Source organism: Streptomyces sp. NPDC046900, assembly GCF_040644975.1.
Classification (GTDB): domain Bacteria; phylum Actinomycetota; class Actinomycetes; order Streptomycetales; family Streptomycetaceae; genus Streptomyces.
The window spans coordinates 1-26,932 of record NZ_JBEYXD010000057.1; the positions used below are offsets into that span (position 1 = coordinate 1).

Genomic DNA, 26,932 nt, shown 5'->3' on the forward strand with positions numbered 1-26,932 from the left:
TCTGCGGTGAGGACGGTCGCAGAACACTGAGCACATGCGCCGGACTCTCACCCGGCACAAGCCGCACATAATTGGTCCTGCCCCAGTGGTAGGTGACGGACGACGGTGTCACCTCGGCGCCCCAGCGGTCGGTGCCGGGGGCGAGCTCGCGCATCGGCGGCCATGGACCGGGCCGCCCCTGCGGGTCCGTGAGCACGACGTCGGCGGCGACGGCGTCGTGCCCCTCGCGGAAGACCGTCGCGGAGATCTCGAACTCCTCGCCCACCACCGCCTTCGCCGGGCGGCGGCCACCGTCGACAGCGGGCCGGACGTCCACGATCGGAATGCGTCCGATCACGGGCCTGGTGCCCCCGGCGACAGGCGGCGCACCGTCCCCGTGCACGGCCTGCGGTTCCATGGATGTCACCTCCTCCCCGGTCTCGGGCCCGGGTGGCCGCCGGCTCTCCGGTCCTCGTTCACCACTGTGTACGGCGTCGCCTACGCGGTCGCCGTGGGCCGAGTGCCGCCCGCGGTTCGCTCGCGGGGCCGGTGGGTGTTCAGATACAACTCGGCGGCGTCGACGGCCTCGCGCGCACAGCGCTTGCCCATCAGCACGCACAGCGTGTAGCCCGTGTTCTCGAAGTTGCCCCGCACCGCCCGGTTTTCGGGGGACGCGAGCATCAGGCGCTCCCACGCCCGGTAGCGCTCGAGATGTCTGGCGACCTCGGCTCTGGCCGGCAGCAGCATGGCACCGGTCACCTCCCAACGTCTTCGCTGGAGCACGGATCCGGACGGTTCGCGGGTGGTTCGCGCGTCGCTGTCCGGACGGTGCGTGAAGGCCGCGCACGGAGTGAGGGTTGATCCGTTACGGCGATCGAGACTTTCACCCATGGTGCACGGCACATCACGTAGCGTCCTGTTCGGAATTCAACCACTGAGTCACGTGTGCACCCGTGTTTCGGGAATGTCTCGTGTTGCACGAATGGAGTAGTGCTCTCACCCTGGTACTGACTCAGGAGCGACGAACGCTCACGCTTCGTGTTCGGGGCTCGGCCCACCTGGGAGCGAGGAGAGGCGAGAGCTTCGCCGGTGAGGAGCCAACGAGAATGAACACCCCAGCGCCCTGCTACTACCACCTCGACGTGGAGATCAGCCCCGAGCGAATCGGGCAGGTCCGGCGGATTCTGGCCGCCCATCTCCGGTACTGGAACCTGGAGACCCTCGTCGAGCCCGTCTGCCGCTGCTCGGACGCGCTGCTGCGCACGATCGACGCACACGCGGTGGACAAGAACGCCACCATCGAGATGTGGTGGAACGGCCATCACCTCATCACCGCTGTCCAGGACAGCGAGCGGGACATCCGGCCGCACTACGCGCCGAGCGGCTGCCTCGCGCAGATCGCAGCGCTGAGCAACGGCTGGGGGTGTTGTGCCACCGACACCGGCGGCAAGATCATCTGGTTCTCGCAACGAGCCCGGACCGGTGACCACGCCCCGCTCGTCCCCCTGGGCCCCTCGCCGAGTCTGCGCGAGAGACGCCCGCTTCCGCGTGCGCTGCCCCTGACGGCGGATGCCGCCGCGCGGGAACGGGAACATACGTCGGCCTGGCGGCGGGAGCCCGCCGTGGCCCCGGCCTGACGACCGGTCGCCGGTGTGTCCGCCGAGGCGGACACACCGGGCCCTGCGCCCGGCCGCGGCGCCTGCCGCACTCACGGCGGGGTGCGTCGTCACGGCCCAGCCGACACAAGCCGCCGGCCGTTGCCGACCAGGCCTCGGCTTCCCGCGGAGCAAACACTGTCCGCAGAGGCGGACTCACCGGGCGGCTGACTCGGCCGCGATGCTGTCGCACTCACGGCGGGATCCGTCGTCAGTACGGCGCCGGAGGGCCCAGCCGACACATGCTGCGCGCCGTTGCCGGCCACGTCTCCGCTTCCCCCGGGGCCACCCAACTGTCCGCCCAGGCGAACTCACCGGCCGCGACGCCTGCTGCACTCACAGCGGGATCCGTCGTCAGTACGGCACCGGACGGCTCGCGCTCATGACGTCCGTCCAGCCGACGCATGCCGCGCGCCGTTGCCGGCCAGGTCTCCGCTTCCCGCGGAGCCACCCGCTGTCCACCCAGGCGGACACACCGGGCCCTGCGCCCGACCGCGGCGCCTGCCGCACTCACGGCGGAGTCCGTCGTCAGTACGGCGCCGCACGGCTCGTGCTCGGCCAACCCGTGGCCCCCTGACCACACTTCCAGCGCACCCGACCGCCTTCCGGTCGGCCACCGCTCCGCCCGCGGCGGCCCTTGCCGGCCGCAGCCCAGGCCGGGGCGCCATGGAAGACGTCCGGGCCCGGTCGGCGAAGGCACGGCTCGGCCTGGTGACCGTACGTCGTCAACCGGCCGTAGGCGCCCGGACGTTGCACCGGGGCGCAGCCGCCGCGGATGCGTACCCCTGCCACGGATCCCGTCACCTTCGCCCTTTCGGCCAGGGGGTCCGGCCTGACAGACTCCGGAGCGTGCCCGACTTCGACATACTCGTCATCGGATCCGGCCCGGGTGGCCAGAAGGCCGCCATCGCCGCGGCCAAGCTCGGCCGCCGGGTCGCCGTCGTCGACCACCCCGACATGGTCGGCGGGGTCTCCATCCACACCGGGACCATCCCCTCAAAGACCCTGCGCGAGGCCGTCCTCTATCTGACCGGTCTCACCCAGCGGGATATGTACGGGCAGAGTTACCGGCTCAAGGAAGACATCACCGTCGCCGACCTGACCGCGCGCACCCGGCATGTGGTCGGGCGGGAGGTCGACGTCATCCGCAACCAGCTCTCCCGCAATCATGTCTCCCTGTTCGCCGGCAGCGGCCGGTTCGTCGACCCCCACACCGTGGCCGTGCGCGAAGCGACCGGCAACGAACGGCTGTTGAGCGCCGAGCACATCATCATCGCGACCGGCACCCGGCCCGCCCGCCCGGCGAGCGTCGAGTTCGACGGCCGGTCGATCATGGACTCGGACAATGTGCTCGAGCTGGAGCGGGTGCCGCGTTCGATGGTCATCGTCGGGGCGGGCGTGATCGGCATGGAGTACGCCTCCATGTTCGCCGCCCTGGGCAGCAAGGTCACCGTGGTCGAGAAGCGGCCAGGAATGCTGGACTTCTGCGACGTCGAGGTGATCGAGTCGCTGAAGTACCACCTGCGGGACCTGGCGGTCACCTTCCGGTTCGGCGAGACCGTCGCGGCGGTCGAACGGCACTCCAAGGGCACCCTCACCATCCTGGAGAGCGGTAAGAAGATCCCTGCCGACGCCGTGATGTACTCGGCGGGCCGGCAGGGGATGACGGACGGACTCGACCTGGAGAAGGCGGGCCTGAGCGCCGATCAGCGGGGCCGGATCACGGTCGACGACAAGTACCGCACCGAGGTTCCGCACATCTACGCCGTCGGCGATGTCATCGGCTTTCCCGCGCTGGCCGCCACCTCCATGGAACAGGGCCGTATGGCGGCGTACCACGCCTGCGGCGAGCCGGTGCACGGGATCTTCGACCTCCAGCCGATCGGCATCTACACCATTCCCGAGATCAGCTTCATAGGACGGACGGAGGATCAGCTCACCGAGGACCGCGTGCCGTTCGAGGTCGGGATCTCCCGCTACCGCGAGCTGGCCCGGGGGCAGATCATCGGCGACTCCCACGGCATGCTGAAGCTGCTGGTCTCCCCCGAGGACCGGACCCTGCTCGGCGTGCACTGCTTCGGCACCGGGGCCACCGAGCTGATCCACATCGGCCAGTCGGTGATGGGCTGCGGGGGCACGGTGGACTACCTGGTCGATGCGGTCTTCAACTACCCGACGCTCGCGGAGTCGTACAAGGTCGCCGCGCTGGACGCGACCAACAAGATCCGGCAGATCGACCGGCTCAGGGACTGACGGAACCGGCCGCGGAACCCGACCGCAGCGCCTGGCCACGGCACGTGTGGCCAGGCGTGCGGAAGACCCGCTGGCAAGCGCGCGAAGGGACCTGGAGGCGGCGCCTCGTGGGGGTACCGGCGCACCGGAGGGTGACACCGACGTGCGCCGTCGGCCCTTCGCATGGACAGCCCGCCCTCCGGTGATCGAGACTCGGCGGATGGCAAGGTACTTCGACGTTCACCCCGACAACCCGCAGCCACGCACGATCGCTCAGGTTGCCGACAGCATCCGCGACGGTGCGCTCGTGGTCTACCCGACGGACTCCTGCTTCGCGCTGGGATGCCGGCTCGGCAGCCGCGACGGCATCGACCGCATCCGGGCGATCCGTCATCTCGACGACCGCCACCACTTCACGCTCGTGTGCCGGGACTTCGCGCAACTGGGCCAGTTCGTGCAGATCGACAAGGACGTGTTCCGGGCGATCAAGTCATCGACGCCGGGCAGCTACACGTTCATCCTCCCGGCCACGCGCGAGGTGCCGCGCAAGTTGCTGCACCCGAAGAAGAAGACGGTCGGCGTCCGCATTCCCGATCATGTGGTCGCCCAGGCACTGCTGGACGAACTCGGGGAACCGCTCCTTTCCAGCACGCTGCTCCTGCCGGGTGAGGAGGAGCCGATGACACAGGGGTGGGAGATCAAGGAGCGGCTCGACCACGACGTGGACGCCGTGCTCGACTCGGGTGACTGCGGTACCGAGCCCACCACGGTGATCGACTTCTCCGGCGGCGAGCCCGAGATCGTACGCAAGGGTGCGGGCGACACATCGCGTTTCGAGTGAGGTGACGCCGAGTTCCCGGGGCCGGGTGGGCGTTCGCCCACCCGGGGGATGGCCGTGCGCGAAGCCGGCATTCGTCTGTGGCGGGCCGTGATGATCCAGCGGCCACCGCGGCTGCCGCAGACCGGTGAACGAGGTGACGATCGACCTCGTGCACGGACGGCTGGACCGGCTCCCGCGGCAGGTGCAGTCTGAGAGACGGCGGGCGAGCGCCGCACGGCCCGCAGGGACCCGTGGCACGGCTCGCGGCCCGCGGCATCGCCTCGCACCTCGCCGCAGAACTCCGCACGGAAGTGATCGCGATGGAAGCCAAACAGTGGACCGTGCAGATCTACATCACCGAGGAAGGCGACGACACCCACGCGCGTGCCGTCCTGAGCAGCCGTGACACGGCGACCGTCACCGGCCGGGGCGTGGCCCGGCGCAATCCGGTCGACCGGCCCATTCCGGAGATCGGCGACGAACTCGCCGCGAGCCGCGCCCTGGAGGACCTCGCCATCAGGCTGCACGACGTCGCCTCCGACGACATCGTGGAACTGGCGGGCCCCGCCGCACCGTGACGGCGCCGGAAGGCGCGTCCCCGCACCGCGACGGCGATGGGCCGCGGGCCCCGCCGCGCACGCCTCAGTCCGGGAGCGGCAGCCGGCGCGTCTCCCCCGGCTGGACGGACATCGAGCGGTCCGGCAGCCGGATGTCGATGGGGGAACGGTCCGACGAGGGCACCGCGATCTCCAGGCCGCCCCGCAGGAGCCGGAGCCGTACGCCCCAGTGGCCGCGGTAGCGGAGGGAGAACCCGTACGACGACAGCTCCGGCAGCGGTGCGGGATCGAGCCAGAGCGCTCCCTCGCGGGTCTCCAGACCGGTCAGTCCGCGCTGGACGAGGTCGAGGGTGCCCGCCATGGCGCCGAGGTGGATGCCCTCCCCGGTGGTGCCGCCCTGCACATCGGCGATGTCGCCGCACAGGGCCTCCTGGCAGTACGTCCACGCCTCGGCGCGCCGGGCCCGGGCGAGGACCCAGCCGTGGACGAGACCGCTGAGCGTGGACCCGTGACTGGTGCGGGCCAGGTAGTAGTCGACGGTGCGCCGCCAGGCGTCCGCGTCGAGCCGGTGTCCCAGGCGGGCGAACAGCCCCTTGAGCTCGGCGGGCCCGAAGAGATAGCCGAGCATGAGCACGTCGGCCTGTTTCGAGGCCTGGTAGTGGTTGGCGCTGTCGCCCTCCGCCTCCAGGATCCGGTCCAGGCGCCGGATGTCGCCGTACCGCCTCCGGTAGCCGTCCCAGTCGAGTTCCGCGAGGGCGCCATAGCCCTCGAACTGGCTGATGACGTCGTCGTGGAAGGGCACGTGGAGGGTGCGGGACACGTCCTCCCACAGCTCCAGTTCGCGCTCGTCCAGTTCGGTGCGCTCCACGAGTTCCTGGCGGCGGGGTTCGGGGAGGGCCCGCAGCACCTCCAGGGTGCGGGTGAGCACCCAGGCGGCGGTGACGTTCGTGTACGCGTTGTCGTCCACTCCCGGCTCCGGCGCGCCGGGATACGCGTCGTGGTACTCGTCCGGGCCGACCACGCCACGGATGCGGTGCCGTCCGAGGCTCTCGTCGTAGGTCGCCGAGTCCGCCCAGAAGCGGGCGATCTGCAGCAGCATCTCGGCGCCCTTGGTGTTCAGGAACTCGGCGTCGCCGCTGGCCTCCCAGTACTGCCAGATGTTGTACGCCACCGCCGAGCCGACGTGACGCTGCAGCCGCGTGTGGTCGGGCAGCCACCGACCCGAGCGCGGGTTGAGGTGCAGCTCCTGGGTCTCCTCGCGTCCGTCGCTGCCGCTCTGCCAGGGATACAGCGCGCCTCTCCGGCCGATCGCGTGCGCCGCGGCCCGGGCCCGGTCCAGGCGCCGGTGGCGGTAGCGGAGCAGGGCGCGGGACACCTCGGGGAAGTGCAGATTGAGGTACGGAAGCACGAACAGCTCGTCCCAGAAGACATGCCCGCGGTAGGCCTCCCCGTGCAGTCCCCGGGCGGGCACTCCCACATCGAGGTCCGCGGTGTGCGGCGAGAGGGTCTGCAGGACGTGGAAGAGGTGCAGCCGCAGGATCTGCCCGGCCTCACCGGGGACGTCGAGACCGGCCCGGCGCCAGAGCTGGTGCCAGGCGGTGCGGTGGGTCGCGAGCAGCTCGCCGAAGTCCGGGGCTGCCTCCACCCGGTCGATCGCGGCGTCCAGCGGGTCGCTGATCGCCGGGTCGCGGGAGGTGTGCAGGGCGACGGTCTTGTCGACGGTGACGGTCCGCCCGGGCTCCAGGTGCACACGCACCGCCTGGACGGCACACGGCGAGGTGTGCCGGACGGTGACGGGCGCCTCGGCGGTCAGCCGGGCCGCCATGCCGATCCTGATGTCGGAGGTGCGGGTGCGGCAGCGCAGCCACACCGTGTCCGGGGCGGCGGTGCCGGTGTGCACGTGTACCAGATGGCGGCCGTCCAGATCGTGGTAGCGCGGCACTCCGGCGTTGATCACGCCGCCGTCGAGCGCCGCCTCGACCTCCAGTTCGTCCGGTGCCCCGGCATCGCCCTCGACCGTGAACTCGGTGCGCAGGGCGGCCAGGTGAGGGTCGGCCATGTGCACCAGCCGCAGCTGGCGCACGCACAGCGTGCGCCCCTCACCCAGCCCGTACCGGGTGCGGCGTTCGAGTACGCCCGAGGACAGCTGCAGGGCCTGGTCGTGGCCGAGCACGATCCCCGTGTCGGGCGAGAGCCACGGCTCCCCCGCACGGCGGAAGCGCAACGGGAGCCAGTTGGGGAGGTTGACCATGTCCTCGTTCTCGACCTGGCGTCCCGCCACCTGCGAGGTGAGCCGGTCGTAGCAGCCGGCCGCATACGTGCCCGGGTAGTGGACCTCGTCGGCGGCGCACTCGGGGAGCGCCCCGCGGGTGGCGAAGTAGCCGTTGCCCAGCGTGCACAGGGACTCCCTCAGACGTTCGTCCGCGGGGTGATAGCCCTCGTACCGCCAGGTCCAGCCGGTCACTGCGGGGTGCCTGCCACGAGGGGTCCTCCGAACGTCGTACCGCCGCGTCGCCACCACTCTCGCGCGTGCCGGGCGGTCACACCTGCTGCGGGACGACCGCGACGGGGCAGTCCGCGTGATGCAGCAGGGTGTGGGCCACCCGGCCGAGCTGGAGCCCGAAGTGGCCGTGCCTGCGCCGAGCCCCGATGACGACGAGATCGGCGGCGGCCGAGCGTTTCAGCAGTGCGGTGCGGGCCGGTCCTTCGACCGTGTCCGGGCGCACCCGGACATCCGGGTGGTGCGCGCTCTCGTCCCGGATGAGGCGCTCCAGCTCGGCGGACGCCTGCTGCTCGTGCCGTGGCTCCGGTTCCCACCTCGCCGGCGGGTGATCGGCGGTCTCGGACGCCGGGCGGCGCCAGGCCCGTACGACGTCCAGCACGCAGTGCCGTGCTGCCGCCTCCCGGAAGGCGAACCGCACGGCCTCGGTGCTCCTGGCCTGATCCCCGGCCCCGAGCAGGATCCGCTCGTGCAGACCGGCCAGCCCGGCCTTGTCGCCCCGGACGACGATCACCGGGCAGTGGGCCCGCGCGGCCACGGCGAGCCCGACCGAACCGAGGAGCACCCCGGTGAGCTGGCCGCGGCCGAGGCATCCGGTCACCAGGGCGCAGGCGGTGTCGCCCTGGCGCACCAGGGCGTGCACGGCGTCCTCGGGCAGGACCTCCGCGACGACCTTCACCCGGGGGTTGCGGCTACGCACACGCTCCGTCGCCGAGCCGACGATGAGCTGCGCCATCAGTTCCCCGGACGGGGGCTCGGGACCGCTCCACGGGGCGGCACCTTCGTAGCGCTCCCACAGGGACGCGTAGACCAGCCGCAGGGGGACACCGTGCCGGGCGGCTTCGTCCACGGCCCAGTCGACCGCCGTCAGGCTGGACTCCGAGCCGTCGACGCCCACGACCAGGGGCAGCTCCATCCTCTTCACCGCCTCTCGCCGGACCACGCGGCCACGCCGCCGGACACCACTTTCACGATCCCACCCGGACCCCGAGGGCGGCCATGGGCGGTTCGGCCCCGGCGGGGATGTCCGGCCCTGTGCGCCCGGCTCGGAGGCGGCCGCGCCGCAGCCGAGCCGACCTGGCGGTTCCGCCTCTCACGTGGTGTCCTGAAGGTGACGGGAAGGGCTCCGACGACAGACGCGGAGAAGCGGCCGGCGGCCGTGCACCGCGCAATCAGGATCCGGGAGAACCGGGTGGGGTCCTTCCCGCCTTGTCCTGCCCCGTCCGGTCGCTTCCCCCCGGGCAGCCCCAGGTTGGGCCGAACGACCCCCCCACCGGGACCGGGCGGCCCGTGTCGCCACCGCCGTCGGGCGTCCACCCTGGTCCTGAGCAGCCACGGCAGGCCGGAGGGGACGATGAGAAGCAGCCTCACGACCGCCCTCCCGGCCGGGACTCCGGGGGCGGCGAAACGGCCGGCCCTCGGCCCGGCCGCGCGGGACGGCGCCCTGGTCCTGGCCGGCTCCTGCCCCGGCTTCCCCGGCGGAGATCCGGTGCGCGCCGGGAAGCGGAGCCGGTGCCGGCACCGGCCGGCCGCCGCCCGTTCGCGGCGACAGGAACGAAAGGACACGGAGCGATGACCTCTGTCACCACCATGACGGCCGCCCTTCCCGTGGAGTACCGCGAACGGCTGATGCACATCGCCCGCGAGGTCTCCTTCCCCGAGGGGACCCGGCTGTTCGAGGAGGGCCGGCACGCCGACCGGTTCTGGATCGTCCGGACCGGGACCGTGGCGCTGGACCTGCATGTGCCCGGGCGCCGGGCCCCGGTCATCGAGTCACTGGGCCGGGGCGAGCTCGTCGGCTGGTCCTGGCACTTCACGCCCCATGTGTGGCAGATGGGCGCCGAGGCCTCGACCCCGGTGCGCGCCTATGAGTTCGACGCACTGCATGTGCGGGCGATGTGCGAGGAGGACGCCGAGTTCGGGCGCGCCATCGCGGTCTGGGTCGGCCGGGTGGTCGCGCACCGGCTGCACGCGGCCCGCACCCGGCTGCTCGATCTGTACGCCCCCTACGGCAGCGGCAGCCGGTGACGCCCGATCCCCGTCACACCCCCGCACCGCGCGGCCCGTAGTGATCCGCCCGCATCCCCGACCGTGCCGCCGAGCGCGCCCGACATCCCGAGGAGGAGACCGTGACCGGCAGCCCGTACGTCGTGAGCGACGTGATGACCCACTCCGTCGCCGCCGTCGGCCGCGACGCGTCGTTCAAGGACATCGTCAAGCTCATGGAGCAGTGGAAGGTCAGCGCTCTTCCCGTGCTGGAGGGCGAGGGACGCGTGGTCGGCGTGGTCTCCGAGGCCGATCTGCTGCCGAAGGAGGAGTTCCGCGACAGCGATCCCGACCGGCGGACGCAGCGGGACCGCATGCCCGACCTTGCGAAGGCCGGCGCGCTGACCGCGGGCGAGCTGATGACCGCACCGGCGATCACCGTGCACTCCGGCAGCACCCTCGCCCAGGCCGCCCGCATCATGGCCCAGCGCGGGGTCAAGCTGCTCCCCGTCGTCACCGAGGAGGGCCTGCTCGAAGGCGTCGTCAGCCGCGCGGACCTGCTGAAGGTCTTCCTGCGGCCGGACAACGACATCGCGGACGAGATCCGGCGCGACATCGTCGACGTCCTCTTCCCCGACCCGGTCGAGCCCGTGCATGTGATGGTCACCGAGGGCGTCGTCACCCTCACCGGGAAGGTCCCGGACGCCACCCTCATCCCGGTGGCCGTCCGTCTGGCCCGGGCCGTCGAGGGCGTCGTCGACGTCGAAAGCCATCTCGCCGGAGCCTGACCGCCGGCCCCGGCGCGCAGCCGGTGAGCGGCCGCGTCAGCCGGTCGTGCGGCGCCACCGGGGACCGACGGACTCCCACTCCCGGTCCCAGGCTCGCATGCGATGCCGCTCCAGCCGGCGGCGCGCCGCACCTTGGCCGGCCAGCACCACGCCGGCGGCGCCGATCCCGGTCAGCGAGCCGACGATCTGGGCCTGCACCCGGGCCTGGGCCTCGGTGGCCGGCCGCGAGACCAACTCGCCGTCCCGACCGGTCCACACGGTGACCGACGTGCCCGTCCTCAGGCCTGGCTGGACCTGGGCCAGACCCGTGTGCTCGGCTCCGGCCGCTCTCCAGTGCACCTTCGCCCACACGCTGCCGCCGCCGTACGCGGGCACCGCCCGCGGGGCCCTGGCAGCGTCCTCGGCCAGTACGGCCCGCACCGGGTGCGAACGGGCGCCCCGCACGGCGAGTTCGTGCTCCACCGCATGCGTGGCGGCCCATCCCGCGAGCACACCGAACAGCACGACGAACACCCCGGTGACGAGCAGGAGCCACGCTTCCAGACGGTCACTGCGGCGCAGCAGCGGATTGCGCCGCCAGCGCCACAGCCACACCCGCGCCACCGTCCTGTGCCGTGTCGTCGCCATCGGTCATCACCTTCTTCCGCGTGCCGCGGGCCGTGGCATCTCCCGCTCAGAATGCTGCCGCGGTGTCCGCCGCCTCACGTGATGGTTCCGGCTCTCCTCGGCCACCGTGTCGCGTCCTCCCCCGGAAGGTCGGGGTCGAGGTCCGGAACGCGGGGCGGTCCCGCGAGTGCGCAGTCCACGTCCACCACGCCCTCGGTTGCCAGTACCAGGCGTCTCACGACGGGCACGAGGGTGGTGTCGCGGATCCGGCCCGTGAGCCTGACGACACCGTCCTGCACCTCCACCCGGACGGGCTCCAGCGGCGCGGGGAACAGGGCGACGACGCTCTGCCGGATCTCCTCCTCGATGTCCTCGTCGTCCCGCAGGAACACCTTGAGCAGGTCCGAGCGGCTGACGATGCCGAGCAGCGTGTCCTCGTCGCCGACCACGGGCAGCCTTTTGACCCCGGCGCGGGCCATGGTGCGGGCAGCCTGGCCGACGGTCTCGTTCGCGCGGACGGTGACGGCCGGAGTGGTCATCAGCTCCTCGGCCTTCACGGCGCCCGACTTGACGAGGTCGGACAGCCGCTCGATGCGCCCGTACCGGGCGGGCTCAGTGCCGCGGAACTCCTCCTTGCGCAGCAGATCCGCCTCGGAGACGACGCCGACGACCCGGTTCTCCTCCTCGACCACGGGCAGCGCGCTGACGTTCCACTGCCGCATCGCCTTGACGATGTCCTTGAAGGTCGCCGTACGGCTGAGCGCGACGACCCTGCGGGTCATGACATCGCTCACGAGGTGGGGAGTGCCATCCATGGTGTCCTCCGGTGATGCTGGGACGGGAACGGGGTCACGGCCGATCGGGGCGGGAGGTCCACCCGTACACGCTGCGGCCGCCCGCGAGTTCGCGGCCCGTCACCAATGCGGGCTCGATGCGTACGAAGACCTCCTTGGGCGAGGGCGCCCAGGAGCGGGGACCCGACCGGGCCAGTCGCGCGTGTTCGGCGGGATCCGTGACCACCGCGGCCGGACCGGTGACGACCACGCTCCAGCCGGAGTGCGCGACCGCGTCGAACTCGTCCGCCTCGAAGGCCACGACCGAGCCGTCGACCGCGCGGACCAGTTCCGAGGCCGCCGAGGTGCGCAGCAGGACCGCGCCGTCGCCGTCGAGGGAGAAGTTGAGCGGCAGGACCGCGGGCAGCGCCTGACGCGTGTGGACGATACGGCCGATCGGGACCTTCGCCAGCAGACGGAGGCACTCGTGGCGGTCGAGTTCACGGAAGCCGTCGTTCGGGTACATGAGTCGGTCCGTCTTTCGCCTGGTGCGGCGGCGCAGCGGTGCGGCCTCGTCCCCGGTCCGGTGCCGAGGCGCTAGACGACCGTGATGCGCCGCCCGGTGATGGTGTCGGGGACGATGCGGATCCACAGATCGCGGTGTCCGCCCACCCAGGGCGTGCTGTGCGCATGTTCCTCCAGCCGGCGCACGTCGTCCGCGTCGGTCACGGTGCCGGCGTGTCCGCGCACCAGGACGCTCCAGCCCTGGCTGAAGGCGGCGTCGATACGGTCGACCTCGAAGGCCACCTGGGCGCCGGCCGCCCGCGACGGCAGCGTGTCCGCCGCGGTTCTGAAGACGACGGATCCGTCGACGACGGCGTAGTTGAGGGGAACGATCTCCGGGCCGCTGTCGGTGGGCAGGGCGAGCCGTCCCACCCCGTGCGTGGAGAGCAGATCCCGGCACTCCTCCATGGTCAGTTCGGTGAACTCCGGACGTCGCCCGGCCTGCCCCATCCCAGGCGGGAGTTCGACATCGCCACCGGTGAGCTCGAGCACCGTGGTCTCGAGCGCACCGGCCAGTCTGAGGAGGGTGCTCACCCCGGGCGCGGCGGTCGGCTGCCCCTCCAGGTACTGGAGATAGCTGGCAGCCATCCCCGCCCGGTTGGCGACCTCGTCCAGGGACAGTCCGAGTTCCTCGCGCCGCAGAGCGATGCAACGTCCGAGATTGCCCGCGGGGTGGCCCGCCACCGCGCCCGACGCTCCCCGTGCGCCCATGGCCGTCACATCCTCTCCTCAGGCCGCCCGGACGGCGACCACTTCGTGCTGCGGACCGCCCAGTACGACCTTGAGCGCCCCGGTGTCGGCGCCCCGGCCGAAGATGTCGTACGCCTCCTCGATCTGGTCCAGCGGGAAGGTGTGCGTGATCAGCGACGAGGTGGGCAGCCGGCCGGCGGCAGCCATGCGCAGCAGCGTGGCCGTGGAGTAGGTGTCGACCAGTCCGGTCGTGATCGTCACGTTCTTGATCCACAGCTCCTCGAGGTGGAGGGTGACGGGCTTGCCGTGCACGCCGACGTTGGCCACGTGCCCGCCGGGCCGGACCATGCGCGTGCACAGTTCGAAGCTCTCCGGCACGCCGACCGCCTCGATGACCACGTCGGCGCCCAGTCCGTCGGTGAGGTCGGCGATCAGCTGCTCGGGCGCCTCCTTGGCATCGGCCACGGCGTCGGCGCCGAACTCCTTCGCCGCCTCCAGCCTGGCCGCGGCAAGGTCCACGGCGATGACGCGTCCGGGAGCGAACAGCTGGGCCGTGGCGATCGCCGCGAGCCCGATGGGGCCGGCTCCGACGACGGCGACGGTGTCACCGGGCTGTACGTGCCCGTTCAGGACGCCCACCTCGTAGGCGGTGGGGAAGATGTCCGCGAGCAGCACGGCGTCCCTGCCGTCCAGCGCGCCGGGCAGTGCGTGCACGGACAGGTCCGCGTACGGGACACGGACGTACTCGGCCTGCGTACCGTCGATCACATGGCCGAGGATCCAGCCTCCGCCTCCGCGGCACTGGCCGTACGTCCGCTCCCAGCAGTAGCCGCACCGGCCGCAGGCGGTGATACAGGAGACCAGGACTCGCTCCCCCGGCTGCACGGTGTGCACATCGCTGCCGGTTTCGACGATCTCGCCCACCGCCTCGTGCCCCAGCACCGTGCCCGGGCGCACCTCGGGCAGATCCCCCTTGAGGATGTGCAGGTCCGTCCCGCAGATGGTGGCGATGTCGACGCGCACGATCGCGTCGGTGGACTCCTTGATGTCGGGGTCCGGAACCTCTTCCCAGCCTGACTGGCCGGGACCGTGGAAGACGAAGCCCTTCATGGCGATCCTTCCTTCCTCTCCCCGGGCCGAGGTCCGGGGACTCTCCGGAAGCCGGTACGGCCGGGCGCCGACGGGGTGCCGCGTTTGCCCAGCAGATCCAGCATGTCCGATCTCTCCGAGATCCGCTTGGGCCGGTCGGCCCCATCGCCCCGCCGGGCAGGCCCGCCCCCACGGGACGCCCGGCCGCGGCAACTTGCCGACACCGCCCGCCACCAGCGGTCCGGAGCGGCTGTGGCCTCCACCCCGCATCGGGCCCTGCGCTCCCCCCTCGCCTGACGGCCGGCTCGTGGAAAAGCCGAGCGTGGCCGGGATGTCCGAAGCGGACGACGGGCCGTGACGGGGGCCGGTCGGCGCCGAGGTCGCCGGACGGGTGAGGCGCTCCGGCGACTCACTGTGACCGGGCGGACGCGGACCAGGAGCGATCACGGTGATCACCGAGTGCGGACAGGTTCGGGCGTTGTGGGCCCACTGACCGACATGCCTCCGCGAGGCCGCCCCGGTTGCGCTGGGATAGCGCGTCTCACCGGGAGCCTGGGGGCGGGATGAACATGAGCGAAGTGGCCGAGGCGGCACCATCGGGTCTCACCGACGTGGTGGGAGCGGAGACGTGCCGGTGCGGTGCCCCGATCCACACGGAGGGTCCGGGAGCGGCGGAGGAGAAGTTCAGGGGCTGCTGGAGGCGGCGCCGGACGCCATGGTCATCGTGGACGACACCGGCACCATCTGACTCGTGAACGCACAGACCGAGGCACTCTTCGTCTGTCGCGCCCACCCCGCGGTCGGCCGGGCCGGCTCCCCCGTGGAACAGGGGATTCAGGACGTCCAGGCCCAGTCGGCGACCTCGGGCATGTCCGTGCCGTGTTCACGGATCCAGGCGTGGTGACGGGTCCGGGCGTCGGCCATCTCCTGACGTACGGCGGCCGCACGGACGGCGAGTCCGGGTACCCGGTCGATGACGTCCATGACCAGGCGGTACCGGTCCAGGTCGTTGCGGACCACCATGTCGAACGGGGTGGTCGTCGTTCCGGACTCCTTGTACCCGCGCACATGCAGGTTGCCGTGGCCGTCCCGGCGGTAGGCCAGGCGGTGGATCAGCCACGGGTAGCCGTGGTACGCGAAGATGACGGGCTTGTCCGCGGGGAAGAGGCCGTTGTACTCGAAGTCGGTCATGCCGTGCGGGTGGTCCTCGTGCGGCAGCAGGCAGGTCATGTCGACCACGTTGACGACACGGACCGCGAGCCGGGGCAGATGACGGCGCAGCAGCTGCGCGGCGGCCAGCACCTCCTGGGTCGGCACGTCGCCGGCGCAGGCGAGCACCACGTCCGGTTCGGTGCCGTTCTCGGTGCCCGCCCACTCCCAGATGCCGGCTCCGCGGGCGCAGTGGGCGCGTGCCTGGTCCATGGAGAGCCAGTCGAAGCAGGGCTGCTTGCCCGCCACGATCACGTTGACGTAGTCGCGGCTGCGCAGGGCGTGGTCGGCCACGGACAGGAGGGTGTTGGCGTCCGGGGGCAGATAGACACGGACGACCTCGGGGCTCTTGTTGAGCACATGGTCGACGAAGCCCGGGTCCTGGTGCGAGAACCCGTTGTGGTCCTGACGCCACACATGCGAGGTCAGCAGGTAGTTGAGGGAGGCGACAGGAGCGCGCCAGTTCAGCCGCCGCGATGTCTTGAGCCACTTGATGTGCTGGTTGACCATCGAGTCCACGATGTGCACGAACGCCTCGTAGCAGGAGAACAGCCCGTGCCGTCCGGTCAGCAGGTACCCCTCTAGCCAGCCCTGGCAGAGGTGTTCGGAGAGGACCTCCACCACCCTGCCGTGCCGGTCGAGGTGTTCGTCCACCGGGAGCATCTGGGCCTGCCAGGCCTTGCCGCTGGCGTCGAAGACGGCCTCCAGCCGGTTGGACGCCGTTTCGTCGGGGCCGACCAGGCGGAAGTCCCGGCGGGCCGTGGTGTTCTCCATGATCCGTTCCAGGAGACCGCCGAGCACCCGGGTGGGCTCGTGCAGGGTCGCGCCCGGCTTGTCGACGGGTACCGCGAAGTCGTCCAGGGACGGGACCGGCAGATCGCGTACGAGCAGCCCGCCGTTGGCGTGCGGGGTGGAGCCCAGCCGCCGGGTGCCCTCGGGCACGCAGGCCAGCACGTCGGGGCCCGGGCGTCCTTCGGGGCCGAAGAGCTCCTCGGGCCGGTACGACTTCAGCCACTCCTCCAACTGCCGCAGATGCTCCGGGTTCTCCCGGACGCCGGGCAGCGGGACCTGATGGGCGCGCCAGGTGCCCTCGACCGGCACGCCGTCCACCTGCGCCGGCCCGGTCCAGCCCTTCGGGGTGCGCAGCACGATCATGGGCCAGTGCGGCCGCTCGGTCACGTCCTCCTCGCGTGCGGTGCGTTGCAGCAGGGCGATGCGGTCGAGCGCGTCGTCGAGAGCCTGCGCCATGGCCCGGTGGACCTGGACGGGGTCGTCACCGGCGACATGGATCGGCTCATGCCCGTACCCCCGCAGCAGCGCGTCGAGTTCGGGCTCCGGGAGACGGGCGAGCACCGTCGGATTGGCGATCTTGTAGCCGTTGAGGTGAAGGATCGGCAGGACGGCACCGTCGTTGACCGGGTCGAGGAACTTGTTGGAGTGCCAGGACGTGGCAAGCGGACCGGTCTCCGCCTCGCCGTCGCCGATCACACAGGCGACCAGCAGGTCCGGATTGTCGAACGCGGCGCCGTAGGCGTGGGCGAGCGAGTAGCCGAGTTCACCGCCCTCGTGGATCGAGCCGGGCACCTCCGGTGCGACATGACTGGGTACCCCACCGGGGAACGAGAACTGCCGGAACAGCTGCGCCATGCCCTGCGCGTCCCTCGTCACGTCCGGATACGTCTCGCTGTAGCTGCCCTCGAGCCAGGAGTTGGCGAGCACGGACGGCCCGCCGTGCCCGGGCCCCCAGATGCACAGCGCGTCGAGGTCGCGCGCCTTGATGACACGGTTGAGGTGGGTGTACACGAGGTTGAGCCCGGGCGAGGTGCCCCAGTGGCCCAGCAGCCGCGGCTTGATGTGCTCGGGCTTCAGCGGTTCGGTCAGCAGCGGGTTGGCCATCAGGTAGATCTGTCCGACGGCCAGGTAGTTGGCGGCTCGCCAGTGGGCGTCCAGAGTGCGCAGTTCGTCGTCGGTCAGTGCGGTGCCGTGGGTTTGTGCGGCGTTGACCATGGGTTACTCCACAAGTCGTCGACGGTCCTCGTCGGGCACGGCAGGCGTCTGGTCTGCCGCGGGGGTGTGAAAACTGCCGGTCACGCCGACCGGGTACCACGGAGACCGGGCAGCCGCAGCACGATCACGCAAAGGTCCATGCAGCGCGGCCTGCGGTGCCGGAAACGAAGAGCGCTCTCGGCCGGTCGCGCGGGGCGCCATGGGCGGCGTGGGTGCCGATCCGGCACGGTCCGCGGGCCGCGGGCGGATGCGGACCTGGCCGGGGGTTCCGGCGCTCCGCGACGACCCGGGGCCGGCCGAGGGCCCGGACGGCGGCTGTCTGCATGAGGACTCTCCTTCGTGCGGGGGCGAGTGGGGTCCGGTCAGTTGTGGGCGACGACGGCCACGGGGGCCGTGGCGTGGTGCAGTACGGCGTGGGTGACCGAGCCGATGCGGGTGCCGAGGGCGCTGCGGCGGATACGCCGGCCGACCACGACCAGCGACGCCTCACCCGAGGCGGCGACGAGGCGGTCGGCGGCAGTGCCCGTCGGGACCTCGGCCGACACCTCCACCGCCGGGTACTTCTGCCGCCGGCCATCCAGCACCTCGCTCAGGGACTCGGGGTCCGGGCCCGCCGGCTCGACGGGGAACCCCTGCCCCGTGGAGAGGCCGTACAGGTAGGAGGACGAAGGGTTCCAGGCATACACGACGCGCAGCGCGGTGGCGCGCAGACGGGCCGCCTCGAAGGCGAACTCGATCAGCGATTCGTCCGGGCTCGCGATGTCGAGGCCCAGCAGGACGGGCCGGAAGGGCGCCGCCGCGGAGGGGATGCCCGAGGGGTCCGGCTCATGTTCGTCGGGCGCCTGCTCCCCCGCCCGGACCAGGACCACCGGCCGGGTGGCGTGTGCGACGACGGCGAGTGAGACGGAGCCGACCAGGAAGCCGACGGTGCCGCTCATGGCGCGCGAGCCCAGCACCAGCAGTTCGGCGTCCTCGGACCGGTCCACGAGCACGCCGCCGGGCTGGCCCTCCACGTGCTCGGAGGTCACCTCGAGCCCCCGGTGCCGCCGGCGGAGGCCCTCGGCGGCCTCGCGGGGGATCTGCTCGGTCCAGTGCTGCTGGGTCTCTGCGCCGAGCAGCGGGGCCTGCGCCATGGGGTCCGCAACGGGTTCCCAGACGTGCACCACCTTCAGCGGCAGACCGCGCAGTTCGGCCTCGCGGGCCGCCCACTCGGCGGCGGCCCTGCTCTCGGGTGAACCGTCGAGACCGACGATGACGGGGCGGGGCATGGTGTCCTCCTGGTCGCAGGTCGCGGATCCGGGCATCCGTGCTCAGGTTCGTACGGGCCAAGGGCCGGGATGCAGGGGCCGCAGGTCCCCCATCGGGGCCGACCGGCCCCATGGGCCGGCCGGGGCGGCGGGGTGGTGCGAGGTCTCGTGACGGCCACGCGATGCCGTCCGCGGGGGTCAAGTGGGACACCGCGAGCCCCGTCCTTGGGTCATGGGAAGGTCCTCCCGTGGGCCTAGGATCCCCGAACGCGTCCACCAACCGGTTCAGGTGTGCGGCACCACGGCGACCGGGCAGCCCACATGGTGGAGCACGGCGTGCGTCACGGAACCGATGTGCCTGCCGAGCCGGGCGTCGCGGGTCGGGCGTCCGACGACGATCAGACAGGCGTGCGCCGCCGCCTGCACCAGCTCCGTGGCGGGCCGACCCGTGGTGACGGTCTCGGACACCGGCACTCCGGGGAACTTCTCGGCCCAGGGGCGCAGCGTGGCCGCCACGAGCTCCCGCCGGTCCTCGATCAGGTTCGCGCCGCGCGCCGCCCCCGCCCTGCCGTCGGCACCGCTGTCCGACACGTCGCAGGCGACATGGATCACCCGCAGCGAGGTGCCAAGACGCCGGGTGGCCGCGAAAGCGAACTCGATCAGTTCGTCGGCGGGGTGCCGGGGGTCGAGGCCGAGCACGACGTCGCGGAACGGTGTCTCGGGTATCTCCTCGGGCGAGACGCCGTCCAGGGGCGGCAGATGTTCGTCGGTGCAGGTCTCCCCGGCCCGTACGAGCACCACGGGGCACAAGGACCTGGCGACGACGCGCTGGGACAGCGAGCCCATCACGAACCCGGCGACGGTGCCGAGGCCGCGGGACCCGAGTACGAGCAACTCCGAGTCCTCGGCCGACGCGAGCAGGACCGTGAGCGCGGAGTCGCCCACCAGCACGTCCTCGACCCGCAGCCCTGGATGCGCGGCATGGACGCTGCGGACCGCACGTTTCAGAACGTGCTCCGGCCAATCGTGCTGGGTGGCGTCCATGGGCACGGAGGGCGGCGGTGTCAGCTGCCGGCTCCAGGCGTGCACGAGGCGCAGCGTGGCACCCCGGCGCAGGGCTTCCCGTGCCGCCCAGTGGGCGGCCGCAAGACTCTCGTCGCTCTCGTCGACTCCCGCGGTGACGTGCCGAACCATGGGTCGGACCTCCTGCGTCCGGGATGTTCTGTTGTCGCGTCGAGCCTCGTGCGCACAGGGCCCCGTGCACAGGGCCGCCCGGGCCGGTCCGGAGGGCCTGCCGGGCCAAGCCATCTCGCGGGCCACGGCGCGCCCCGGGTCCCGAGCACCGGTCTTCGCCCGGCTCGCCGAGGCCGCTCGCGCAGGTGGGCCAGGTGGCCCATGGTCAGCACCGAAGGACCGGGAGACGCTGGAAGCGTCGGGTTCCCAGCACCTTGGAGGCTGTGGTGAACGCGCCTCTCCTCACCAGCATGCTCCGCGCGCTGCCCCTCGGGCACCGGGAACGGCTGATGCGGACCGCCCGCGAGGTGTCCTCCCTCCGTTCCTTGCTCCAGGGAACGCGCCGTGTCGACGTGGACGGCCGCGCCGCGGACCCGGCTGCCGGATCTCTGCGCCCCGTACGGCAGCGGCAGCCCCCGCTGACCGGCAGGGCCGTCGACAGGAGGAGACATCATGCACGGCACCCCGCACATCGTCAGTGATGTGATGACCCAGACGGTCGCAGCCATCGGCCGCCGCGCGCCCTTCAAGGAGATCGTGCAGATGATGCAGGACTGGAGGGTCAGCGCCCTGCCGGTGCTGGAGGGCGAGGGCCGCGTCGTCGGCGTCGTGTCGGAGGCCGACCTGCTGTCCAAGGAGGAGTTCCGCGGCGACGATCCGTCCCGGCAGGGCGCCCCTGAGAGCTCGCCCTTCGCCCGGCTCCGCGGCATTGCGGGCTCGGGCAAGGCGGACGCGGTGACGGCCGAGCAGCTGATGACCTCCCCCGCTCTGACCACGCATGCCGACGCGACCGTCGCGCAGGCGGCGCGGATCATGGCGCGCCACAAGGTCAAGCGGCTGCCCGTCGTCGACGACTTGGGCATGCTGCAGGGCATCGTCAGCCGTGCGGACCTGCTGAAGGTGTTCCTGCGGGACGACGAGGAGATCGCCGAGGAGGTCCGGCGCGAGGTGGTGTGGTACCTCTTCCCGCCGCCGGCCTCGGTCGTGCACGTCGAGGTGGAGGACGGGGTGGTGAAACTGGGCGGCCACATCCGGGACACCGCTCTGGTGCCGGTGGCCGCGCGTCTGACGCGGGCCGTCGAGGGCGTCGTGGACGTACGGTTCGAGCTCACCGCACGAGAGCCGACACCTGCGTAGGCCGGAGTGCGGCGTTCCTTCCCGCCGGGCACCGAGGGCGCCACTGGGGCCGATCGGCCCTGGTGCGGGGCGGTCCCCACGGGTGATGATCGTCGGCACGGGCCCTCCGCGGTCTGTCCTCCACCGGGAAACGAGAGGTACCCCATGGCCGAGGCACACACCTTCAGCGAGCGGAACCCGATCCGGGTCTTCCTGCTGGACGACCACGAGGTGGTACGGCGGGGCCTCGCCGATCTGCTCGACGCCGAACCCGACATCTCGGTCGTGGGCGACGCCGACACCGTGGAGCACGCGCTCGCCCGGGGGCCGGCGGTACGGCCGCACGTGGCCGTCCTGGACGTGCGCCTCCCCGACGGCGACGGCATCAGCGTCTGCCGTGAGCTGCGCAGCCGCATGCCGGAGCTGGCCTGCCTCATGCTGACGTCGTTCGACGACGAGGAAGCGCTGCTCGACGCGATCATGGCCGGGGCCTCGGGCTATGTGCTCAAGCAGATCAAGGGCTCCGACCTGATCTCGGCGGTCCGCACCGTCGCCTCCGGCCAGTCCATGCTCGACCCGGCGACCACGGCACGGCTGATGCGCTCGCTGCGGGCCGACCCGGCCGAGCAGCCGGCCGTGGCGCCCGAGCTGGCGAGTCTGTCGCCACGTGAGCGCGACATCCTCGCCCTGATCGGGGACGGGCTGACCAACCGGGAGATCGGGAAGAAGCTCTATCTGTCGGAGAAGACCGTCAAGAACCACATCTCACGGCTGCTCGCCAAGCTCGGCGTTCAGCGTCGCGTGCAGGCCGCCGTCCTCGCCTCCCAGTTGGAGACGCCCGAGTCCGGGGACCGTTACGCCCGGTGAGCCGGGGCCGTGCGACGGCATCCTGGGGCCGGAGGACGCGTGCTGCGCCGTCTCGCGCCGCAGCGCCGCGCCGTGCCGTGCCGCTCATGAGGTACTCGACGGCCCTGCCCGGCGGTCGGCGTCACCCTGAACGCACGGGGACACGCCACACCAGTCGCGTTCCCCCGCCCTCGCGTCGTTCGCCCACCGTGAGGGTGCCGCCCAGCGCCACCGCCCGTTCCTCCAGGTTCCGCAGCCCGCTGCGCGCCGCGTTCTCCGGCACCCCGCAGCCGTCGTCCGCCACGGTCAGGGTCAGCTCACCGCCCAGGAGCCGGAGGTGTACGTCCACGGAGTGGGCCCCGGAGTGCCGTGCGGCGTTGCTCAGGGCCTCACCGAGGACGGCGACCACATGATCGGCCACATCGCCCGGGACATCGGTGTCCACCAGGCCTTCGATCCGCAGCGCGGGAGTGAAACCGAGGGAGGCGGCCGACGAAGTCACCGCCTCGGACACCCGGCTGCGCAGACCGGCCTCCTGCTTGCCGCCGCCGTGTGTGCGCAGCCCGAAGATCGTGGACCGAATGATCTTGATGGTCTCGTCCAGGTCGTCCACCGTCCGCGACAGCCGCTCGGCGGCCTCGGGGTGGTCCACGAATCGCTGGGCGCTCTGCAGGGTCATGCCCGCCGCGAACAGCCGCTGGATCGCGAGGTCGTGCAGGTCCCGGGCGATCCGGTCGCGGTCCTGGAGCAACGCGATCCGCTCGGCGTCCCGGCGCCGCTCGGCCAGCTCCAGCGCCAGCGCGGCCTGTCCCGCGAAGCCCAGAAGAGGGCCGGCGTCGGTGTCCGTGAACGGGTTCCGCCCCGCGGTGCGCCCCAGCAGCAGCGCCCCGATGGACTTGCCGCTCGCCACCAGCGGCACGCCCACCACGGATCCGAGCCCGCTCCACAGGACCGAGTCCGGATCGATCCGGGGGTCCTGCCGGATGTCGGGGCTGATCAGCGGTTCCGCCGTGCTCAGGGCCGCTTCCACGAAGCCGTCCTGCCCTGACATCACGAGCCCGCTGCGCCGCTCCGCGTCGCGGCCGACCGCGAACAGCGGCCGCAGCACCTCTTCCCCGGCCGCCCGCTCGGCGATCATCCCCACGTCGGCGGAGACGATGCCCCGCGCCTGCTCGACGATCAGCTCCAGCACGTCCGCGCTGGGGGCACCGGAGAGCAGCGCGCTGGTGACCTGCGCGCTCGCCCTCAGCCACCGTTCGCGCAGCCGGGTCTCCTCGTAGAGCCTGGCGTTCTCGATGGCGACGCCGGCCGCCACCGCCAGAGTGGACAGCACGGCCTCGTCCTCGGCGTCGAACTCCGCCGCGCCGCGCTTCTCGGTGAGGTACAGGTTCCCGAAGACCTGGTCGCGCACCCGGATGGGCACGCCGAGGAAGGAGCGCATCGGCGGATGGTGGGCCGGGAAGCCGTAGGAGGCCGGGTGCTCCGAGAGCTCGGACAGACGCAGCGGTTCAGGGTTGCGGATCAGTTCCCCGAGGATGCCGTGTCCACTGGGCAGCGCCCCGATCCTCGCGCGCTCCGCGGCGCCGATGCCGACGGTGAGGAACTCGGAGAGCATACGGTCCTCGCCGATGACGCCCAGTGCGCCGTACTCGGCGTCCACGAGGACGACGGCCGACTCGACGATGCTTCGCAGCACCTGCTGCAGATCGAGTTCTCGTCCGACCGACAGGACGCCCTCCAGGAGGCGGTGCACCCGGTTCTGCGTTCCGCGCGCCGCGTCGATGCGGGCCTGGACCTCGTCCAGCAGCTCGTCCAGCCGCAGCTTGGGCAGGTGCTGCTCCGGCCGCCCATGCCCTTCCCCGCTCATCGCTTCCTCCACCGCATCAGGCAGACAAGGTGCGGACCCGCGGCAACCCTTGGTCCTCACGATACTGGGTGGCGTACCCGACCGGGCGACCAGCGCTCACATACCGTCACCTTCTGGCCCGTGCACTCCGGCACGGGTGGCGCTTCACCCCGCGAGGCTCTCCGAGCCGCCCCGGCGAGGTCGGACCGGACGCAACGGCGCACCACCGTTCGCCGTGCACCCGGGCGTGTTCCACGCCGCGCCCCATGTCCGATTTACCCCTACTGTGCTGTCGAGACGACCGACACCGGGACACGGGAGACGTGGTGGCGCATGCGGGCGGCCGGGACCGGGGGCGCAGGAGGGGCCCCATGGTGCGGGGCAGCCGCCCGCCCCGTGCCGCACGCGTCGCACGGCGCGCCCCGTCCGCCCCAGGAGTCCTGGAGGCCGAGCGCACGGTTCCATGGCTGCGGGTCGCCGCCGCCTACGCCTGGCGTCTCGTCCTGGTCGGGGCCGTCGTCTACGTCGTCTTCATGGTGCTGGGCCGCTTCCAGCTCATCGCCGTGGCCCTGTTCCTCGCGCTCGTCATCACCTCGCTCCTGAAGCCCGTCACCGACCTGCTGAACCGTCTGATGCCACGGCCCCTCAGCGTCGCGATCGCCCTCATCGGCAGCATCCTGGTGCTGGTCTCCCTGCTCGCCCTGGTGGGCGACGCGGTCGTGGGCGAGTCAGGGAAGCTCGCCGGCGAGTTCCGCGGCGGCATCCGGCGGATCGAGAAATGGCTGGAGAACCCGCCCTTCCGGCTCAGCCACCGCAAACTCGGCGATCTGCAGCGGCAGGTCGCCTCCTACATCTCGACCCACCGCTCCGAACTGCTCAGCAGCGCCGTCAGCGGCCTGGGCAGGGTGGTGGAACTGATCACCGGGGCAGCACTCGCGATCTTCGCCTCCGTCTTCTTCATCCACTCCGGGGAGAAGCTGTGGTCGTGGGCCCGCGACACGTTCCTGCCCCGCTCTGCCCGGCCGGCCTGGGACCGGGCGGGGCATGCGGCCTGGCGGACCTTCGCCGGCTACACACGGGGCATCATCATCGTGGCCGCGACGAACGCCGTGCTGGTCGGCATCGCCCTGCTCCTGCTGCGGGTGCCGCTCGCGCTGCCGCTCACCCTGCTGGAGTTCATCGCCGCGTTCGTCCCGCTGGTCGGCTCGCCGGTGGCGCTCGGGGTCGCGACGGTCGTCGCCCTCGCGGGGCGCGGGCCCCTGACGGCCGCGGCCGTGCTGTTGCTCATCGTGGTCATCGGCCAGCTCGAGGGGCACGTGCTGCATCCCCTCGTGATGAGCTGGGCCGTCAGTCTCCATCCGCTCGTCGTCGCCGTGTCCGTGATCGCGGGCAGCATCGTCGCGGGGGTGATCGGCGCCGTCGTGGCCGTCCCGTTCGTCTCCGTCGTCTGGGCGGTGCTGCAGGCGCTGCGGCCGGCACCCACCTGACGTCCGGCGACCGGCCGCGGGGCGCGCCCCGCCCCGCCGTGCGACTCTGGCCTGAAGGCGATGGCACCCCGGCCGTGAGCAGGGGAGGCGATGTGAGTCCAGACGAACGGAGCAGGCCGCAGCACGGCGGTGAGCACATGCGGCGCCGGCACTTCCTCGGTGTGTGCGCGGGCGTCGGGCTCGCCTCGGCGGCGGCCAGTGCCGATCCGGCCCCGCACGCGCGCAAGCGGTCCGCGGCAGCGGCCGCCCACCGGGCCGAGTCCGAACGCGACCGTCCGGGGACCCCGGACTGGCGCGTCACCTCGCAGGGACCTGCCACGTCCGTCGCCGCCTACGCCGACCGGGTGAGTGTGACCCCGGGCGAGGAGTGCGGTCTGTACGTCTCGACGACCGCGTCCTCCGTCCGCGTCCATGCCTTCCGCATCGGCTGGTACGGCGGAGCCGAGGCCCGGCTCGTCTGGTCCTCCGGGCGCATACCGGGGCGGCCGCAACCGGAACCCCGCCTGCTCCAGGGCACCCGCACGGTCCGCGCCGACTGGAAGCCCACCCTCGTGTTCAGCACGGGCGGCTGGCCGGAGGGCGCGTATCTGCTGCGAGTGGACGCGGACAACGGGCACCAGCGCCATCTCCCGCTCATCGTGCGCTCCACCCGGGCCGTGGGACGTACCGTCCTGATGCACGCCCCGGCCACCTGGCAGGCGTACAACGGGTGGGGCGGGTACAGCCTGTACGCCGGGCCGTCGGGCGCCTACGCCACCCGGTCCCTGGCCGTCAGTTTCGACCGGCCCTACGACTCCGAGGGCAACGCCAGGTTCCTGACGTACGAGCGGGCGCTGGTGGTTCTGGCCGAACGGCTCGGCATACCGCTGGCGTACACCACGGGCTTGGACGTGCATCGCGATCCGCGGGTCCTGCGCGACGCGACCGCCGTGCTCTGCCTGGGCCATGACGAGTACTGGACCCCGGAGCAGCGGCGGCACATCACCGAGGCCCGCGACGCCGGCACCAACATCGCCTTCCTCGGCGCGAACACGTGCTTCCGCCGGGTCCGGCTGGAGGAGGGCGAGAAGCAGCCCGACCGCACCGTGGTCTGCTACAAGTCCTCCGTCCGCGCCGACCCGTACTACGCGACCCGCCCCGCCCTGGCGACCACCGACTTCCGCCAAGCACCCGCGGCCGACCCGGAGTCGTCCCTCACGGGTGTCCTCTACGAGGGCTATCCGGTGGACGCGCCCTATGTCGTCCACACGGCCGATCACTGGCTGTACGAGGGCACAGGGGTGCGGGCAGGCGACGGCTTCGACCACCTGGTCGGCGTCGAGTACGACCGGGTCACCCCGCCGGCGCCCGTGCCCGAACCCCTGGAGATCACGGCCCACTCGCCGCTGGTGTGCAACGGCGAGCGCAGTCACAGCGACTCGGCCTACTACACGGTCCCGAGCGGAGCGGGAGTCTTCGCGACCGGCACCATGCGCTGGGTGGAGGCGCTCATGGCCGGCACCGCCGACGGCGGCCGCGACCACGGCATGGACGGCCGTACGCGAGCCTTCGTGACCCGCGCCTCGGAGAACCTGCTGCGCGCCTTCGCGGAAGGCCCGGCGGCCGGCCGTCGGCCAGTACCGCGTCCCAACGTGGACGAGGTGTACACGAGGCCGGACTGAAGCCCGGTCCGGCCTCTGCGTTCACGCCTCGGTCCAGCAGG

The 26,932-nt window shown here is 72.0% G+C and carries 22 protein-coding genes and 1 pseudogene; 10 read left to right on the forward strand and 13 right to left on the reverse strand.

Features of this window, described 5'->3' with window-relative positions:
• Positions 1-397, reverse strand: a 397-nt coding sequence (locus ABZ904_RS35740) for a maltotransferase domain-containing protein (RefSeq protein WP_359412488.1), incomplete at its 3' end; no start/stop codon positions are given.
• A gap of 134 nt (positions 398-531) precedes the next feature.
• A pseudogene (locus tag ABZ904_RS35745) lies at positions 532-726 on the reverse strand (DUF5133 domain-containing protein); the annotation flags it as partial.
• A gap of 359 nt (positions 727-1,085) precedes the next feature.
• Here ABZ904_RS35745 and ABZ904_RS35750 point away from each other — a divergent pair.
• The 4 genes from ABZ904_RS35750 (at position 1,086) to ABZ904_RS35765 (ending at position 5,264) form a co-directional block, all read left to right on the forward strand.
• Complete coding sequence (locus ABZ904_RS35750) at positions 1,086-1,616, forward strand: pep a2 (RefSeq protein WP_359412490.1); 531 nt, start codon at positions 1,086-1,088, stop codon at positions 1,614-1,616.
• Between the two features lie 867 nt (positions 1,617-2,483).
• The gene (gene sthA / locus ABZ904_RS35755; RefSeq protein ID WP_359396170.1) at positions 2,484-3,887 is read left to right on the forward strand and encodes a Si-specific NAD(P)(+) transhydrogenase; all 1,404 of its coding nucleotides are present in this window, start codon (positions 2,484-2,486) and stop codon (positions 3,885-3,887) included.
• Between the two features lie 199 nt (positions 3,888-4,086).
• Complete coding sequence (locus ABZ904_RS35760; RefSeq protein WP_359396168.1) at positions 4,087-4,707, forward strand: L-threonylcarbamoyladenylate synthase; 621 nt, start codon at positions 4,087-4,089, stop codon at positions 4,705-4,707.
• A gap of 299 nt (positions 4,708-5,006) precedes the next feature.
• Positions 5,007-5,264 (forward strand): DUF1876 domain-containing protein, encoded by a 258-nt coding sequence (locus tag ABZ904_RS35765; protein ID WP_359396178.1) that lies wholly within the window; start codon positions 5,007-5,009, stop codon positions 5,262-5,264.
• Between the two features lie 64 nt (positions 5,265-5,328).
• Here ABZ904_RS35765 and ABZ904_RS35770 read toward each other — a convergent pair whose 3' ends face one another.
• Positions 5,329-7,707 (reverse strand): glycosyl hydrolase family 65 protein, encoded by a 2,379-nt coding sequence (locus ABZ904_RS35770; protein ID WP_360998441.1) that lies wholly within the window; start codon positions 7,705-7,707, stop codon positions 5,329-5,331.
• A gap of 76 nt (positions 7,708-7,783) precedes the next feature.
• On the reverse strand, positions 7,784-8,659 hold the full coding sequence (locus ABZ904_RS35775) for a universal stress protein (RefSeq protein ID WP_359396164.1): 876 nt from the start codon (positions 8,657-8,659) through the stop codon (positions 7,784-7,786).
• A 656-nt stretch (positions 8,660-9,315) separates the two neighbouring features.
• Between ABZ904_RS35775 and ABZ904_RS35780 the strand changes: the two genes are divergently transcribed.
• Positions 9,316-9,771 carry a cyclic nucleotide-binding domain-containing protein gene (locus tag ABZ904_RS35780; protein ID WP_359396162.1) on the forward strand — a complete coding sequence of 152 codons (456 nt, stop codon included), beginning with the start codon at positions 9,316-9,318 and terminating at the stop codon, positions 9,769-9,771.
• Positions 9,772-9,872: 101 nt separating this feature from the next.
• A complete protein-coding gene (locus ABZ904_RS35785) occupies positions 9,873-10,517 on the forward strand; it encodes a CBS domain-containing protein (RefSeq protein WP_359396160.1) in 645 nt (214 codons plus the stop codon).
• Between the two features lie 36 nt (positions 10,518-10,553).
• Here the strand turns inward: ABZ904_RS35785 and ABZ904_RS35790 are convergent, their stop codons facing one another.
• The 8 genes from ABZ904_RS35790 to ABZ904_RS35825 form a co-directional block, all read right to left on the reverse strand.
• Complete coding sequence (locus tag ABZ904_RS35790; protein ID WP_360998440.1) at positions 10,554-11,144, reverse strand: hypothetical protein; 591 nt, start codon at positions 11,142-11,144, stop codon at positions 10,554-10,556.
• A 74-nt stretch (positions 11,145-11,218) separates the two neighbouring features.
• Positions 11,219-11,938 (reverse strand): CBS domain-containing protein, encoded by a 720-nt coding sequence (locus ABZ904_RS35795; RefSeq protein ID WP_359396156.1) that lies wholly within the window; start codon positions 11,936-11,938, stop codon positions 11,219-11,221.
• A 34-nt stretch (positions 11,939-11,972) separates the two neighbouring features.
• A complete protein-coding gene (locus ABZ904_RS35800; protein ID WP_359396154.1) occupies positions 11,973-12,422 on the reverse strand; it encodes a pyridoxamine 5'-phosphate oxidase family protein in 450 nt (149 codons plus the stop codon).
• Between the two features lie 71 nt (positions 12,423-12,493).
• Positions 12,494-13,171 carry a pyridoxamine 5'-phosphate oxidase family protein gene (locus tag ABZ904_RS35805; RefSeq protein WP_359396152.1) on the reverse strand — a complete coding sequence of 226 codons (678 nt, stop codon included), beginning with the start codon at positions 13,169-13,171 and terminating at the stop codon, positions 12,494-12,496.
• A gap of 18 nt (positions 13,172-13,189) precedes the next feature.
• Complete coding sequence (locus tag ABZ904_RS35810) at positions 13,190-14,260, reverse strand: zinc-dependent alcohol dehydrogenase family protein (RefSeq protein ID WP_359396150.1); 1,071 nt, start codon at positions 14,258-14,260, stop codon at positions 13,190-13,192.
• A gap of 813 nt (positions 14,261-15,073) precedes the next feature.
• On the reverse strand, positions 15,074-17,455 hold the full coding sequence (locus ABZ904_RS35815; RefSeq protein WP_361828162.1) for a phosphoketolase family protein: 2,382 nt from the start codon (positions 17,453-17,455) through the stop codon (positions 15,074-15,076).
• 362 nt (positions 17,456-17,817) lie between these two features.
• A complete protein-coding gene (locus tag ABZ904_RS35820) occupies positions 17,818-18,723 on the reverse strand; it encodes a universal stress protein (RefSeq protein ID WP_359396148.1) in 906 nt (301 codons plus the stop codon).
• Between the two features lie 264 nt (positions 18,724-18,987).
• Entirely contained in the window at positions 18,988-19,896 is a 909-nt protein-coding gene (locus ABZ904_RS35825; protein ID WP_359396146.1) for a universal stress protein, read from the reverse strand.
• Between the two features lie 492 nt (positions 19,897-20,388).
• Between ABZ904_RS35825 and ABZ904_RS35830 the strand changes: the two genes are divergently transcribed.
• Both ABZ904_RS35830 and ABZ904_RS35835 read left to right on the forward strand, forming a co-directional pair.
• Positions 20,389-21,072, forward strand: coding sequence for a CBS domain-containing protein (locus ABZ904_RS35830; protein WP_359396142.1), 684 nt, complete (start codon positions 20,389-20,391; stop codon positions 21,070-21,072).
• A gap of 144 nt (positions 21,073-21,216) precedes the next feature.
• The gene (locus ABZ904_RS35835; RefSeq protein WP_359396140.1) at positions 21,217-21,918 is read left to right on the forward strand and encodes a response regulator transcription factor; all 702 of its coding nucleotides are present in this window, start codon (positions 21,217-21,219) and stop codon (positions 21,916-21,918) included.
• 121 nt (positions 21,919-22,039) lie between these two features.
• On the opposite strand, the gene ABZ904_RS35840 is transcribed toward ABZ904_RS35835, so the two are convergent.
• Positions 22,040-23,764, reverse strand: a complete 1,725-nt coding sequence (locus tag ABZ904_RS35840) for a GAF domain-containing protein (RefSeq protein ID WP_359396138.1) — start codon at positions 23,762-23,764, stop codon at positions 22,040-22,042.
• 350 nt (positions 23,765-24,114) lie between these two features.
• On the opposite strand from ABZ904_RS35840, the gene ABZ904_RS35845 reads away from it, so the two are divergent.
• Positions 24,115-25,230: an AI-2E family transporter gene (locus ABZ904_RS35845; protein WP_359396136.1), complete on the forward strand. Its 1,116-nt coding sequence runs from the start codon at positions 24,115-24,117 to the stop codon at positions 25,228-25,230.
• 137 nt (positions 25,231-25,367) lie between these two features.
• On the forward strand, positions 25,368-26,891 hold the full coding sequence (locus ABZ904_RS35850) for a N,N-dimethylformamidase beta subunit family domain-containing protein (RefSeq protein WP_361828196.1): 1,524 nt from the start codon (positions 25,368-25,370) through the stop codon (positions 26,889-26,891).
• Positions 26,892-26,932: the final 41 nt, after the last annotated feature.